At 70.9% G+C, this 13,680-nt stretch carries 15 protein-coding genes; 4 read left to right on the top strand and 11 right to left on the bottom strand.

Going from position 1 to position 13,680, the window contains the following annotated elements; genetic code table 11:
* On the top strand, positions 1–564 hold the full coding sequence (locus VM938_11685) for a signal peptidase I (protein HVF75701.1): 564 nt from the start codon (positions 1–3) through the stop codon (positions 562–564).
* Positions 564–1,346 (top strand): hypothetical protein, encoded by a 783-nt coding sequence (locus VM938_11690; protein HVF75702.1) that lies wholly within the window; start codon positions 564–566, stop codon positions 1,344–1,346. Before VM938_11685 ends, VM938_11690 begins: the two co-directional genes overlap by 1 nt.
* Here the strand turns inward: VM938_11690 and rodA are convergent.
* Genes rodA through VM938_11715 form a run of 5 tightly spaced genes read right to left on the bottom strand, consistent with a single transcriptional unit; the run spans position 1,339 to position 6,772 of the window.
* The gene (gene rodA / locus VM938_11695; GenBank protein ID HVF75703.1) at positions 1,339–2,493 is read right to left on the bottom strand and encodes a rod shape-determining protein RodA; all 1,155 of its coding nucleotides are present in this window, start codon (positions 2,491–2,493) and stop codon (positions 1,339–1,341) included. The genes VM938_11690 and rodA overlap by 8 nt on opposite strands.
* Entirely contained in the window at positions 2,493–4,391 is a 1,899-nt protein-coding gene (mrdA, locus tag VM938_11700; protein HVF75704.1) for a penicillin-binding protein 2, read from the bottom strand. Before mrdA ends, rodA begins: the two co-directional genes overlap by 1 nt.
* Entirely contained in the window at positions 4,388–4,909 is a 522-nt protein-coding gene (mreD, locus tag VM938_11705; GenBank protein HVF75705.1) for a rod shape-determining protein MreD, read from the bottom strand. Before mreD ends, mrdA begins: the two co-directional genes overlap by 4 nt.
* Positions 4,888–5,721, bottom strand: coding sequence for a rod shape-determining protein MreC (gene mreC / locus VM938_11710; GenBank protein ID HVF75706.1), 834 nt, complete (start codon positions 5,719–5,721; stop codon positions 4,888–4,890). The genes mreD and mreC overlap by 22 nt, the downstream gene beginning before the upstream one ends.
* A gap of 13 nt (positions 5,722–5,734) precedes the next feature.
* Complete coding sequence (locus VM938_11715) at positions 5,735–6,772, bottom strand: rod shape-determining protein (GenBank protein HVF75707.1); 1,038 nt, start codon at positions 6,770–6,772, stop codon at positions 5,735–5,737.
* Positions 6,773–6,866: 94 nt separating this feature from the next.
* Between VM938_11715 and VM938_11720 the strand changes: the two genes are divergently transcribed.
* Positions 6,867–7,610 carry a maleylpyruvate isomerase family mycothiol-dependent enzyme gene (locus VM938_11720; GenBank protein ID HVF75708.1) on the top strand — a complete coding sequence of 248 codons (744 nt, stop codon included), beginning with the start codon at positions 6,867–6,869 and terminating at the stop codon, positions 7,608–7,610.
* Here VM938_11720 and VM938_11725 read toward each other — a convergent pair.
* Entirely contained in the window at positions 7,564–7,809 is a 246-nt protein-coding gene (locus VM938_11725) for a hypothetical protein (GenBank protein HVF75709.1), read from the bottom strand. The genes VM938_11720 and VM938_11725 overlap by 47 nt on opposite strands.
* A 3-nt stretch (positions 7,810–7,812) precedes the next feature.
* Positions 7,813–8,220: a nucleoside-diphosphate kinase gene (ndk, locus tag VM938_11730; protein HVF75710.1), complete on the bottom strand. Its 408-nt coding sequence runs from the start codon at positions 8,218–8,220 to the stop codon at positions 7,813–7,815.
* Positions 8,221–8,243: 23 nt separating this feature from the next.
* Between ndk and VM938_11735 the strand changes: the two genes are divergently transcribed.
* Positions 8,244–9,161 carry a class I SAM-dependent methyltransferase gene (locus tag VM938_11735; GenBank protein ID HVF75711.1) on the top strand — a complete coding sequence of 306 codons (918 nt, stop codon included), beginning with the start codon at positions 8,244–8,246 and terminating at the stop codon, positions 9,159–9,161.
* Positions 9,162–9,225: 64 nt separating this feature from the next.
* Here the strand turns inward: VM938_11735 and VM938_11740 are convergent, their stop codons facing one another.
* The 4 genes from VM938_11740 to clpX form a co-directional block, all read right to left on the bottom strand.
* Positions 9,226–10,506, bottom strand: a complete 1,281-nt coding sequence (locus VM938_11740) for a Mur ligase family protein (protein ID HVF75712.1) — start codon at positions 10,504–10,506, stop codon at positions 9,226–9,228.
* 3 nt (positions 10,507–10,509) lie between these two features.
* Positions 10,510–12,225, bottom strand: coding sequence for a class I tRNA ligase family protein (locus tag VM938_11745; GenBank protein ID HVF75713.1), 1,716 nt, complete (start codon positions 12,223–12,225; stop codon positions 10,510–10,512).
* 95 nt (positions 12,226–12,320) lie between these two features.
* Entirely contained in the window at positions 12,321–12,845 is a 525-nt protein-coding gene (locus VM938_11750; GenBank protein HVF75714.1) for a hypothetical protein, read from the bottom strand.
* A gap of 45 nt (positions 12,846–12,890) precedes the next feature.
* The coding region (gene clpX / locus VM938_11755; GenBank protein HVF75715.1) for an ATP-dependent Clp protease ATP-binding subunit ClpX at positions 12,891–13,680 on the bottom strand (790 nt) is incomplete at its 5' end.

The raw sequence follows: 13,680 nt of genomic DNA on the forward strand, positions 1-13,680 counted from the left end.
ATGACGGCGTCGGGGCCTTCGGGCCCCGGCGCCGTGCTGTCCTTCGGACCGCCGCCCGTCGGTCGGCTGCGCGTCGTCGTGCGTGCGGTGGTCGTTGCCTTCGCCGCGCTGCTCGTCGTTTTCGTCGGGCTGGGGCTCGTCGTCGGGCCCCACGTGTTCGGCTACCGGGTGCTGTTCGTGCGCACCGCCAGCATGGAGCCGACCCTGCCGGTGGGCTCGCTGCTCGTCGTGCGCCAGGTCGATGCCGCCGATGTCGAGTCGGGCGACATCCTCACCTTTTCCCACCCTGACAGCCCCGAGCGCCTCGTGACCCACCGTGTGGTGCGGCGCGACGGCGAAGGCTTCGTCACCCAAGGCGACGCCAGCACGGCCGCCGACCCATGGCGGATCCCGGCGACGGGCTCGGGCTGGCGGTATGCGTTCTCGCTTCCCGGCGTCGGCTTCCTCCTCGGCTACCTGCGCTCGGGCATGGTCTCGACCGTGGCTTTGGCGTTGACGATCGTCGCCTGCTCCGCCCAGTTCCTCCGGCTCATCTGGCGCCCGGCGCCCGCCGTCAGCTGCTGATGAAACGCCTCGTCGCCGTCGCCTTGGCCTTTGCCTTCGCGATCGCCGTGTCGTCGGCGACAGGCACCGACGCGACCTTCAGCGGGCGCACCCGCTCGACCCAGGCCTTTTCACTGCTGGCCGTGGGGACGCCGTCGCAGTTGACCGCCCAGCCGCTCGGCAACGACGTGTCGTTGTCGTGGAGTGCCGGGCAGCACGCCACCGCCTACCAGGTGCGCGCCGGCAACACGTGCGTCGGCATGACGACGGTGGCGGAGCCGACGGCCACCTCGCACAGCGACACGCCCGACGTGGCCGCTGGTGAGTCACGCTGCTACGGCGTGCTCTCCACCCTCGACCAGTGGACGAGCGTGACCGGCAACCCCGCCGTCATCGTGCGCGTGGGTTTCGTGGCCACGTCGGTGGCGATCGTCGAAGGCGCGTGCGGGACCAATGGCTTCCTCGACTGCGGCGACCAGTTCGTGATCGAGCTCAACCAGCCCGCCAATGTCGTGACCCCTGATGCCGTGTGCGCCGAGTCGGGCGCCATCGTGCTCGGCTGCGAAGACAGCGTGGGCACGTTGTCGGGCGGCACCCTCGACGCCGATGCCCGCTACGCCGCCACCTCGTCGTGGTCGAACGGCAACCGCATCCTCACCATCACCGTGGGAGCGCGCACGCAAGGCACCGTCGACCCCACCATGGCGGGCCCGTGGACGCTGACCCCGACCGGCCTCACCTCGGCCACCGGCGACGTAGCGATCTGCGCCACCGCAGGGGACTGCCGGCCGACGACTAGCTGAAGCGGCGCATGTGCACGTTGAGCACGAGGCCCACGGCCGCAAAACCCGCCAAGGTTGCGGAGCCGCCATACGACATGAAGGGCAAGGGGATGCCGGTGATCGGCATGATGCCCATGGTCATGCCGACGTTCTCGAAGATCTGGAACACGAACATGGCCAGCACGCCGACGCACACCAGCGTGCCGCTCAGGTCGCGGGCCAAGGCGGCCGCTCGCCACGTGCGCCAGATGACGACGGCGAACAGGGCCAACAGCAGTCCTGACCCGGCCAGGCCGAGCTCCTCCCCCACCACGGTGAAGATGAAGTCGGTGTGCTGCTCGGGCACGTACGACAGGTTCGTCTGCGAGCCGTTGAACAACCCGGTGCCGGTCAGCCCGCCGTGGGCAATGGCGATCTTCGACTGGTTGAGGTTGTAGGCCGAACGCTGCGTGTCCTCGGTGGGGTCGAGGAACGCCGTCAGCCGCTCGCGCTGGTAGTCCTGCAGGATGCCGAGTTGGAGCACGACCACCACGACGGCCACGCCCATCAGGGCCAGCGCCCCGAGGTGCTGGGGCCGGGCGCCCGCCACCAGCAACATGCCGAGCAGGATGGCCAGGAACACCAGGGCGGTGCCGAGGTCGGGCTGCAGCATGATCAGCCCGACGGGCACGGCGGTGAGCCCCACCACCACGGCAAGCCGCTGGGCGTCGAGGTCGCCGCGGTGCAGTGATGCGTACGCGGCCAGGCAGACGATCAGGGCGATCTTGGCCCACTCCGAGGGCTGGAACTGGAACGACGCCAGTTGGAACCACGCCTGCGAGCCCTTGCTGCTGGAGCCCAAAGGCGTGAGCACAGCGAACAGCAACGCCACCGTGGCCGGGTAGATGAGCGCGGCGCGGTCGCGGAACACGCGGTAGTCGACCAGCGTCATGCCGATCATCACGGCGATCCCGAGCACCACGAAGACCAGTTGGCGATTGAGGAAGTACTCGGGGTCGACTCGTCCCTCGGCCTCCAGCCGCCGGCGGGTGGCGCTGTAGACCATCAACGTCCCCAGGGCCGATATGAGCACGACGGCGACGACGAGCACGAAGTCGACGTGCGCCCACGGGCCCGTGCTCGTGCGGCCCGTGCCCCGGGTGCGCGTGCGACTGGCTACAGCGGCCATCAGTCGACCCCTCCGGCCAACTGCACGTCGCCCACCGGCTTGCCCGCCAGCCCGGCGAAGATACGCCGCGCCACCGGCGCCGCCACGGAACCGCCGAAGCCCGACTCCTCCATGATCACGGAGATGGCGTACTGCGGGGCGTTGGCGGGGCCGAAGCCCGCGAAGATGGCCGTGTCCTGCTTGCCGGTCACCTGGGCGGTGCCGGTCTTGCCCGCCACCGGGAAGCCGTCGAAGCCTGCGAAGGCGCCATGGGCGGTGCCCTTGGGATCGGTGATGGCACCGCGAAGGCCCGCCACGATGGGGGTGCGCACGTTGGCCGGCAGGTCGACCTTGCGGGTGGTGACCGACGGGACTTCGCGCACGACCGTGCCGTCCTGGCGCAGGATGCGCGCCGCCACCTTGGGTTGGTGCACCGTGCCGCCGTTGGCGAACGCCGCATAGGAGACGCCGAGTTGCAGGGGCGTCACCACGGTCTCGCCCTGGCCGATCGACAGGTTGACGTTGTCGCCCGCGAACCAGCGGCCCTCGGGGAAGGCGTCGGGCCGCGCCTCGTGCAACCGCTTGCGGCCCTCGGGATCGGAGATGCGGCCGCGGGCCTCCGACGCCAGCGGGATGCCCGTCTTCTCGCCCAGGCCGAACTCCTTGGCCGTGTCCTGAATGACCGTCTCGCCGTACTGGCTGCGCTGGTTCCAGAACGACGCACCCAACGTGTAGAAGTAGACGTCGGACGACACGGCCAGCGCCCGGGTCACGTTGACCCGGCCCCACGGGTAGCTGCCCGCGTTGCGGAAGGTGCGGTTGCCGACCCGCAGTTCGCCGTGGTCGTCGAAGGTGGTGCGCTCGTTGACAAGGCCCTTGCGCATGGCGGCCGTCGCCGTCACCAGCTTGAAGGTGGAGCCCGGCGCGTACTGGCCCTGCACCACCCGGTTGTTGAGGGGGAAGTAGCTGGCCGGGTCCTGCATCGTGCGGAACACGTCGGGGCTGATGCCATTGACGAACGAGGCCGGGTCGTACGTCGGGTACGACGCCATGGCCAGCACCGAACCGTCGTTGGGGTCGAGCACCACGACGGAGCCCGCGGGCGCCACGAAGTTCTTCTTTGTCTCCCGGTCGGCGTCGCGCCGGGCCGCTTCGAGGCCGCGCACGAGAGACTCCTCGGCCAGGCGCTGCACGTCGAGGTCGATCGTCAGTTGTACGTCGTGGCCTTGCACGGGGGCACGGCGGGCGAGCGTCTGCAATACCCGGTTGGACGAGTCGACTTGGAGCTTGGTGATGCCCTGCTCGCCGCGCAGGTCTTCCTCGTAGGACTGCTCGACGCCCGACTTCCCGATCGACTCGCCCAGCCGATAGCCCTTCTCGTCGCGGCTCTTGAGCTCGGTGTCGTTGATCTCACCGACGTAGCCGAGCAGGTGGGCGGCCAGGGTGCCGTTGGGGTAGGAACGGCGGGCCAGCTTGGCCTCGTCGACGCCGGGGAAGTCGGCGCGGTGCTCCTTGAGGTAGACGATCTTCTCCTCGGGCACGTCCTCGGCCACCGGCACCGGCTTGTAGTGGCTGTAGCGAGGATCGGCGATGCGCTTGACCAGCTCGGCCTCGCTGATGCCGAGCAGGGCGGCCAGGCGCGGGATCACCTCTTGTTCGTGGCCCTTGAGCTCGACCCGGTTGACGGTGATGGCCTCCGACACCCGGTTGTCGACAAGCACCCGGCCTTGCCGGTCGAGGATGCGGCCGCGCGGCGCTTCCTCGAAGACGAGCTTGGCCTCGTTCTGCTCGGCCTGCAGCTGGAACGTCTCGCTGTCGAGCACCTGGAGGTACCAGAGGCGGGCGAAGAGGGCGGCGAAGAGCGAGATGACGACGACGCCGAGCACGGCGAGTCGGAGGCGGCTGTTCTCTGTGGTCATCGGGCGTAGGAACGGTCGGGTTCGAGTCCCGCCATGGCCCACGAGGCCAGGCGCACGGCGGGCAGGGCGAGCACGGCGTTGCCGACGGCGACGACGGCAACGATGGCCGGCACGTCAGCGTCGAGCAGCTGGGTCTGGCCCAGCACGGCGCCGAGCACGACGAACAAGACGATGCCCGCAGCGCTGGCCACGAACGCCGTCACCGGGGTGATCCACCACGACGAGCGGATGAGCGTGGCCTGCAGGGCGCCCACGGCGAAGGCGACGAGGGCGAAGGTGAGGGCCGACAGGCCGAGCGGGGTCTGCACGAACAAGTCGGCCAACAGGCCTACGCCGAAGCCGACAACCGCGCCCGACTCGCTGCCCGCCACGATGGCCACCGCGATGGCGAACAGCAGGAGGGCGTCGGGATGGACGCCGCGGATGCGCACGTCCTGGAAGGCCGAGTACTGCAGCGTGAGGACGAGCAGTACGGCAATCGGCAGGCGGGCCCGGTTCATGCGGCCCGGGGGCTCCACTGGAGGACCTTGACGAAGGTGAGGCGGCTGAGGTCGACGACCGGGTCGACGGTGACCTCCTGCTGCAGTTCCCCGGGGCGAGCCGTGGCCGAGCGCACCTTGCCCACCGGGATCCCCGGCGGGAACACGCTCTGCTGCAAGCCGCTGGTGACCACCACTTCGTCGGGCGGCACCACCGTGGCGGGGTCGATCAGGTCGACGCCGAGGGGCGAGCGTTCGCCTTGGCCGTTGGCCACGCCGATGTCGCCCGACGACACCAGCCGCACGCCGACGCTCGACTCCGCGTCGGTGATCAGCAGCACCGTCGAACGGGTGCGGCTGGCCTCGACCACTCGGCCCACCAGCCCGGCGCCCGACACCACCGGCATGCCTTGGACCACGCCGTCACCAGTGCCGCGGTCGATCTCCAGCGTCAGCTCGAAGTTGTTGGGCGAGAGGGTCACCACGCGGGCGGCCACGGTGGGAATGTCGCCGATGTAGGCGAGCTCCTGCTGGTCGAGCAGCGCCTTCAGCTCGCGCTGGGCGTCCTGGGCCTTCAGCTGTTCGCCGTCGCGACTGGCCAGCTGTTCGCGCAGGCGGGCGTTTTCCGCCTCCAGGTCGCCGTAGTGGACGATGCCCTGCACCACGTCGCCCACCGGTTCGAACACGGCGTCGGCCGCCGAGGTGATCGGCGCGAAGGCGTCGCGGGCGGCACCGCGCACGCTGTCGACCACCCGGGCCCCGCGCTCGTCGAGGGTCAGCAGGGTGACAGCGGTGACGACGAGCAGCAGGAGGGTGAACCGAGGACGAGCAGAGCGTCGATAGACGGCCACGCAGGCCGGCTCCTTAGTGGCCGCTCGAGGAGATGAGGACCTGCTTCAGGGCCTCGAACTCCTCGAGGCACTGGCCGCTCCCGATGGCGACCGAGTGCAAGGGGTTCTTGGCGATGACGATCGGCATGCCGGTCTCGGCCGAGAGGCGGGCGTCGAGGCCGTGGAGCAGCGCGCCGCCCCCGGTGAGGACGATGCCCTGTTCCATGATGTCGGCGGCGAGCTCGGGCGGCGTCTTGTCGAGGGTCACCTTCACAGCATCGACGATGGCCGACAACGGCTCTTCGATGGCCTCACGGATTTCCTCGGTGGTGGTCACGATCGTCTTGGGCAAGCCGGTGATGAGGTCGCGGCCTCGGATCTCGGCGTGCAGCTCCTCTTCCAGGGGGCACGCGGAACCGAGGGCGATCTTGATCTCCTCGGCCGTGCGCTCGCCGAGGGCGAGGCTGTACTCCTTCTTGATGAACTGGATGATGCCGTCGTCGAGCTCGTCGCCGCCGATGCGGATGGACTGGCTGGTGACGATGCCGCCGAGCGAGATGACGGCCACTTCGGTGGTGCCGCCGCCGATGTCGACCACCATGTTGCCGGTGGGCTCGTGGACAGGCAGCCCGGCGCCGATAGCGGCGGCCATGGGCTCTTCGATGATGTAGGCGGGCTTGCGGGCGCCTGCGTACTCGGCGGCCTCCTGCACGGCCCGCTGCTCCACGCCGGTGATGCCCGAGGGCACGCAGATCACCATGCGGGGCTTGGCGAAGCGCCGCTGGTGCACCCGGTGGATGAAGTAGCGCAGCATCTTCTCGCAGATCTCGAAATCGGCGATGACCCCGTCCTTCAGCGGACGGATGGCCTGGATGTGGCTGGGGGTGCGCCCGATCATGCGCTTGGCCTCGGTGCCGACGGCCAAAGGGCGCCCGTCCTTGACGTTGACGGCGACCACCGAAGGCTCGTTGAGGACGATGCCGCGCCCGCGCACGTACACCAGGGTGTTGGCGGTCCCCAGGTCGACGGCCATGTCGCGGCCCAGGAAAGAGGAGAAGAGATTGTCGGACACGCGCAAGACCCTCCCGTGTGAGGCGTGGAGGTCAGCGCTCAAGGCTACGGGCGATTGGTCGGTTTCGCCAACCGCGCCGTAATGTCCGGCGCCTATGGGGGAAATCGGACAGCTGTACGCAGAGGGTCGGGGGCGCACCACCGAGCTGGTCTCGGGGCTGTCGCCCGAGCAAGCGGCGGTGCCGGTGCCGACGTGCCCGCAGTGGTCGGTGCACGACGTGGTGGCGCACCTCGCAGGCGTCTGCAGCGACGTCCTGGCCGGGAACATCGAGGGCGTTGCCAGCGCCCCGTGGACGGCCGCGCAGGTCGAGGCGCGCCGTGACCGGTCCATGGCCGAACTGGTCGAGGAGTGGTCGACGGCGGCCCCGCAGGTCGAGGCCATCGCGCCCTTGTTCCCCGGTCGGGTCGGCACACAGTGGGTGCTCGACATGACCACGCACGAGCACGACATCCGCTGCGCCCTCGGCGCGCCCGGGGCTCGCGACACCGAGGCCATCGGCATGTCGGTGGAGTTCCTCATGGGCGGCTTCGCCGCCACCGTGGTGCGGGCAGGCCTTCCGCCGATCGAGGTGCGGGCCGACGACCAGTCGTGGGTGCTGGGCGGCGAAGGCTCGACTGACCTGGAGCAACTGCTGCTGGGCGCCGAGCCGCCGCTGAACGGCGACGTGGAGCCGGAGGGATCGGTGGAGGCGCCTGCCTTCGAGTGGTTCCGGGCGTTGACCGGGCGCCGTTCTATCGAACAGATCCGGGCCTTCAAGTGGTCGGTCGACCCCGAGCCCTACCTGCAGGCGTTCACGTTCGGACCGTTCCGGCCCGCTGCCGCGCCAATCGTCGAGTAGCCAAGTAGGCCAGGGCACCGACCGGCAGCCAGTAGCCGCGGTACCCGACGCTCACCGTCGCCACGCCGAGGGCGACCACCCCGCCTCTCCAGCTGTCGAGCGATCGTCGGTCACCCCAGAGGGCGGTCAACGCCGCCACCCACACCAGCAGCCACGCCCCGTTCCAGGCGATGTGCGACGCGTCCCCCCAGTCGCCCATGGCTCAGAGGTTCGGGAAGAAGATGCCGATCTCCCGCTCGGCCGACTCGGGGCCGTCGGAGCCGTGCACCAGGTTCTCGCCCATGAGGAGGCCGAAGTCGCCCCGGATGGTGCCGGGCGCCGACTCCTTGGGGTTGGTCACGCCCATCATCGTGCGCACGACCTTCCAGGTGTCGCCGGGGCCCTCGACCACCATGACCATCGACGGGCTGCGGGTGATGAACTCGACCAGCTCCCCGAAGAACGGCTTGCCGTTGTGTTCCTCGTAGTGGCGGCCCGCGGTGTCGGCGTCGATGGTGCGCAGTTCGGCGGCCACCAGCTTGAGGCCCTTGCGCTCCAAGCGGCCGATGATCTCTCCCGCCAGCCCCCGTTCGACGGCGTCGGGCTTGCAGATGACGAGGGTGCGGTCCATGGGGCGGGCAAGTTAGCGACAGAATGCCGCCCGTGCGAATGGTCACCCCTCAGGCGATTGCGGCTGCGGCCCCTGTCCCCCAGCGGCTCTTCGACCACGGCCCGGCCCTCAACCGGGTCTGCCGTCCCGACGTGTGGGACGACCCCGAGTGGCTGGGCGTGCTGCGGGCGCTGGAGTTGCGGCCCGAGATCGTCCACCGCAAGGCCTTCGAATGGGCGCACTGCATCTACGGGCTTGAGCGCCTCGGCGCCCTCGGCCCCGACCGCACCGTGCTGGGCGTGGGCGCGGGCCACGAGCACATCCTCTACCACCTGGCCAACCGCTCGAAGCTGACCGTCGCCACCGACCTCTACGAGGGCCGTTTCATCGACACGCCCGAAGCCGAGGCCGACCCCGACTTCCTCACCGATCGCGAGAAGTACGCCCCGTTCCCCTACCGGCAAGACCGCCTCGTCGGCCTGCCCGCCGACGGGCTCAAGCTGCCTTTCGCCGCCGGCAGCTTCGACGTCGTGTACTCGCTCAGCTCCATCGAGCACTTCGGCGGGCACGAGATGGCGAGCGTCGCCATGCAGGAGATGGCTCGCGTCCTCAAGCCAGGCGGCGTGGCCTGCGTGGCCACCGAGTTGGTGCTGGAGGGGCCGGCCAACGACGAGTTCTTCGCCCGCGACGTGTTCGAACGGTGCGTGGTCGCCGCCTCGGGGCTGGTGCCGGTCGAGCAGCTCGACGACGAACCGCCGCCCCGTGAGCTGATCGACGACCCCGTCGTCATCGCCGAGAACATCAACCGCAACCCTCACCTGGTCATGGGCGAAGGCGCCATGCGGTGGACGTCGGTGATCGTCTTCCTGCGCAAGCCCACGTTGGCCCAGGCGGCGATGTGGGGCGCCGCCGCAGTCGCCCAGCGGGGCCGGCGCAAGCTGGCCGAGCGCCTCGCCCGCTGAAGTTGCGGTCGAAACGCGCCGTTTTCCGGCGCGGTTCCTACGCAACTTCGAGGGGGGGGTGGGGTCAGCCGGTGAGGACCGAGCGGGCGGCGCCGACGACGTAGAGCGAGCCGGTCACCAGCACCAGTTCGTCGTCGCGGGCCTCGTGCAACGCCCAGCGGACGGCGCCTTCCACCGAGTCGTCGGTGACCACGTCGATCCCCAGCGAACGGGCGGCGGCGGCCACCTCTTCGACGGGCATGGCCCGGGGCGACGGCGGCGGGCACGCCACCACCAGCCGTACCGTCGAGGGGTCGAAGGCCTCCAGCATCTGCACCGGGTCGCGACCTTGCAGCATGCCGACCACCAGGATGCGCGACTCCACCCCGGCGAACTCGTCGTCCAGCGTGGCGCCCGCTGCCTGGGCGCCGGCTGGGTTGTGGGCGCCGTCGAGGATGCGTAGCGGATGGCGGCCCACCACCTCCATGCGCCCCGGCACCCGCACGGTGGCGAACGCCTCGGTCACCACGTCCTCGTGCAACGGGGCGCCGAAGAACGCCTCAGCCGCGGCCAACGCCAGCGCCGCGTTGTCGGCCTGGTGAGCGCCGTGCAGCGGGAGGAACACGCCCTCGTAGGCAGCACCCGGCGTGCGCAGCAGCAGCACCCGTCCGCCGTGGGCGGCGCGGTTGTCGTCGCAGTCGAACTCCTCGTGGCGCCGCCGCACGATGTCGGCCTCGAACACGGCGGCCAGCGCAGGGTCGGCCTCGCCCAGCACCAGCGTTGTGCCCGGCTTCACGATGCCCGCCTTCTCGACGGCGATGTCGTGGCGAGTGGGGCCGATGACCTCGACGTGGTCGAGAGCCACGTTGGTGACGACGGCCACGGCGGCGTCGGCCACGTTGGTGGCGTCGTGGCGCCCGCCCAAGCCGACCTCGACCACGGCGACGTCGACGGCGATGTCGGCGAACCAGCGGAAGGCGGCGGCCGTCAGGATCTCGAAGTGCGACAGGGGGCCGTCGAGCAGCGGTTCGAGGCGGGCCACGGCGCCGACGACGTCGGCGAAGTCCTCGTCGGCGATGGGGGCGCCGTTCCACGTCATCCGCTCGTTGATGCGCTCCAGGTGCGGGCTGGTGTACGTGCCCACCGACAACCCTTGGGCCTGCAACAGGGCGGTGATCATGCGGGCCGTCGAGCCCTTGCCATTGGTGCCCGTCAAGTGGACGACCGGATAGGTGCGCTGGGGGTCGCCCATGAGCTCGGTGACGCGGCGGATGCGGTCGAGGCGCATGGCGGCCGCCCGGGGCGCGGGGTCGGCCTCCAGGTTCACGTGCGCGTCGAGGAACGCGAGGGCGTCGTCGTAGTTCATCGTTCAGTCGCCCAGGATGGGAGCGGCCAGGGCCCGCACGCGGTCGGCCACGGCCGGGCGAACGCCTTCTTGCAAGGCCGCCGCCAGCAGGCCCACGGCGACGCCGGGCGTGCCCGCGGCAAAGGCAGCCGTGTAGCCCTCGACCAAGGCGTCGATGTCGGCCTCCCCCTCGGGCGGGTCGTCGACGGCCGCCACCAGCGCCCGGGCGGCGTCGAGGTCGAGCCCGCCCGCGGCCAGTGCAGCCCGCACCACCCGACGTCCTTCGACCTCCAGGAGGGCGGGGAGGTCGGGGCTCACGTGGGGGTCGGGGTCGTCCGCCGTGGCTGTCACGTCGTGCACGGCCACCCGGCTGAACGGCACCGCCCCCGCCAGCCACAGGCCCACGGCGGCCATGGGCAGCGCCCACTTGCCCACGCCCGACGGGCTGACCACCAGGATGCGCTCCTCGTCGGCCCCCACCGCCTCGCCCGGCCAGCCCCCTGTGGCCAGGGGCCACACGGCGCCCACGAAACGGGCGTCGAGCACGCCGCCGTCGGGCACCAGCTCGCCCATGCAGCGGCCGCACGAGGTCGACGGCTCGACCTCGACGGCGGTGCGCCCGCAGTCGAGGCAGGTCGAGACCGGCACGGCCTGGCCCGCCCACACCGTGTGGCTCAGGCACCACTCGCCGCCCGCCCCGGCCCGCTCCAGGAACGTGTCGAGGGCGGCGGCAGGGAAGAACGTGACGAGTCCTTCGCGCACGGCGTCGGCGGCGGCCACCTCCAGGTCGGCCATGGGCAGGAACCAGTGGGCGCCCAGCCGGGGCACGAGCACGGTCGAGCAGCGCCGGCAGCGGGCCGCTGCCTCCGCCACGGGACGGGCAGCGACGACGGCCTCGTCGGCCGCCAACAGCTCCCGGGCAGCCAACCGGGCGGCGTAGCGGGCCAGCCCGTTGAGCGGCCCCGCTGCCGTGACCACGGCCTCGCCGTCGAGCACTTCCACGGCCGTCAGCCCCAAGGCGGCGGCGGCGGCGTCGTGGGCGGGCACCACCATGCGCGGCGCCTCGGTGGCCGGGTCGACCACCACGGGCACGTCCTTGGCCCCCAGCGGCACGTGCACGCTGCGGCCTCCCGCCTCGTGCCCCTCGGGGACGGCGACCGCCACCACGCCGGGCAGCAGCTCGAGGGCGACAACCTCGACGTCGAGCGCAGTGCCGCCCTCGGCGTCGGGCAGGCGCAGGGTGACCGTCTCGCTGTCCAATTCGGTGGCATCGGCGTCGGCGGGGTCGACCACGGTGGCGCAGCGGGGGCAGGTGTCGACCACCCGCTCCTCACGCTTCAGCAGCCCGGCCTCGTAGAGGCGGACGAAGGCGGTGCGGGCGGCCCGGGCCGACTGCTCGTTGTCGAGGGCGCCCGCCTCCAGGTCGACATCGACGCCGAGCACGGCGAGCAGGGCGGCGGCGGCTGCCCGGTGTTCGGCTTCGAAGGCCCTCACCCGTTCGACGAAGGCGGCGTGGCCCAGGGTGGCCCGGTCGTGGCCCTCGCGGGCCAGCGTGCGTTCCACGGCGGTCTGCCCGGCCAGGTCGCCCGCCAGCGAGGCGGCCATCCACTCAGCGGGGCGGCCCTCGGCCCTGGCTCGACGCAGCAGGGCGTCGGTCGACACCAGGGCGCTCAGGTGGGCGAGGTGGAGCGGCCCGACGAGGCGGACAGGGCTGCTCAGGATGCGGAGGGGCTCGGGCACAGCGCCGCGAAGCGTAGCGACCCGCCACCCCGACGGCTTCTGGCACCCGTTTTGCGGCGCCTGCGCCGCAAAACGGGTGCCAGAACCGGGTTAGGTCAGCTGATGGAGACGAGGATGGGCTTGCGCTCCATCTTGTCGATGCGCTCGCTCACCTTGTCGCCCAGCTCCACAACGTTGGCCCGAGCCACCTTGGCCGCGTGCTCGACCTTGGGCTTGGCCACCTCGGCCATCTCCACGGCCTTCTCACGGGTGGCCTTGGCTGCCTTCTCCACCTTGGGCCGCGCCACTTCGGCGGCGTGCTCGACCTTGGGCTTGGCCGCCTCGGCGGCGTGCATGGCGTGCTCCATGGCCGCGCCCACCAGCGGCTTGGCGGCGATGGCGGCGGCGGCGAACTTGCCCCGCTTGGCGGCGGCGACGGCGGCCACAGCCCGGGCCTTGCGGCGGCCGCGGCGGTCCATCAGGAAGCCGACAGCGAGCCCGGCAGCAGCAACCTCACCGCCGATGGTGGCGGCGCGGCGAGCGACGACCTCGATCGTCTCGTCCTGCTTGAGCGCTTGGTAGCCGGCCACACCTGCCCCGGCCAGACCTCCGAGCATGGCGAACTTCAGAGCCTTTCCCATGCCGGGAACGTAGCCCGTGGAAGGGCCGGTGAAACGCCGCGGCAGCTACGAGGCGGCGCGGCGGGGGCGATCGGCCTTGGGCGTGTCGACCTTGGGGAGCAGCGTGGGGTTGACCCGCTCGAGCACCACGTCACGGTTGATGACGCACTTGCCCACGTCGGTGCGGCTGGGCAGGTCGTACATGACCTCGAGCAGCACCTCTTCGAGGATGGCCCGCAGCCCGCGGGCGCCGGTGCCCCGCAACAGCGCCTGCTCGGCCACTGCGCCGAGGGCGTCGTCGGAGAACTCCAGTTCCACGTTGTCGAGCTCGAAGACCTTCTTGTACTGGCGCACCAGGGCGTTCTTGGGCTGCACGAGGATGCGCACCAGCGCCTCCCGGTCGAGCGACGACACCGCACCGATCACGGGCAAGCGGCCGACGAACTCGGGGATGAGGCCGAACTTCAACAGGTCCTCGGGCAGGACGTGGCGCAGGGTCTCGCCCTCGTTGCGGTCCTCGGCCGTCTGGATCTCGGCCCGGAAGCCGATGCCCTTCTTGCCGATGCGCCCGTCGATGATCCGGTCGAGCCCGGCGAAGGCGCCGCCGCAGATGAAGAGGATGTTGGTGGTGTCGATCTGGATGAACTCTTGGTGGGGGTGCTTGCGGCCCCCCTGGGGCGGCACCGAGGCGGTGGTGCCTTCCAGGATCTTGAGGAGCGCCTGCTGCACGCCCTCGCCCGACACGTCGCGGGTGATCGACGGGTTCTCCGACTTGCGGGCGATCTTGTCGATCTCGTCGATGTAGATGATCCCGGTCTCGGCCTTCTTGACGTCGTAGTCGGCGGCCTGGATCAGC

The sequence above is a fragment of the Acidimicrobiales bacterium genome (genome assembly GCA_035536915.1).
Classification (GTDB): domain Bacteria; phylum Actinomycetota; class Acidimicrobiia; order Acidimicrobiales; family JAHWLA01; genus JAHWLA01.

What these genes read in the sequence shown, in the direction of transcription:
- VM938_11750 (HVF75714.1), bottom strand. Translation starts at nt 12,845, where the DNA reads ATGGGAAAGGCTCTGAAGTTCGCCATGCTCGGAGGTCTGGCCGGGGCA.
- VM938_11685 (HVF75701.1), top strand. Translation starts at nt 1, where the DNA reads ATGACGGCGTCGGGGCCTTCGGGCCCCGGCGCCGTGCTGTCCTTCGGA.
- VM938_11735 (HVF75711.1), top strand. Translation starts at nt 8,244, where the DNA reads ATGCCGCCCGTGCGAATGGTCACCCCTCAGGCGATTGCGGCTGCGGCC.
- VM938_11740 (HVF75712.1), bottom strand. Translation starts at nt 10,506, where the DNA reads ATGAACTACGACGACGCCCTCGCGTTCCTCGACGCGCACGTGAACCTG.
- mrdA (HVF75704.1), bottom strand. Translation starts at nt 4,391, where the DNA reads ATGACCACAGAGAACAGCCGCCTCCGACTCGCCGTGCTCGGCGTCGTC.
- VM938_11720 (HVF75708.1), top strand. Translation starts at nt 6,867, where the DNA reads ATGGGGGAAATCGGACAGCTGTACGCAGAGGGTCGGGGGCGCACCACC.
- rodA (HVF75703.1), bottom strand. Translation starts at nt 2,493, where the DNA reads ATGGCCGCTGTAGCCAGTCGCACGCGCACCCGGGGCACGGGCCGCACG.
- ndk (HVF75710.1), bottom strand. Translation starts at nt 8,220, where the DNA reads ATGGACCGCACCCTCGTCATCTGCAAGCCCGACGCCGTCGAACGGGGG.
- VM938_11725 (HVF75709.1), bottom strand. Translation starts at nt 7,809, where the DNA reads ATGGGCGACTGGGGGGACGCGTCGCACATCGCCTGGAACGGGGCGTGG.
- VM938_11690 (HVF75702.1), top strand. Translation starts at nt 564, where the DNA reads ATGAAACGCCTCGTCGCCGTCGCCTTGGCCTTTGCCTTCGCGATCGCC.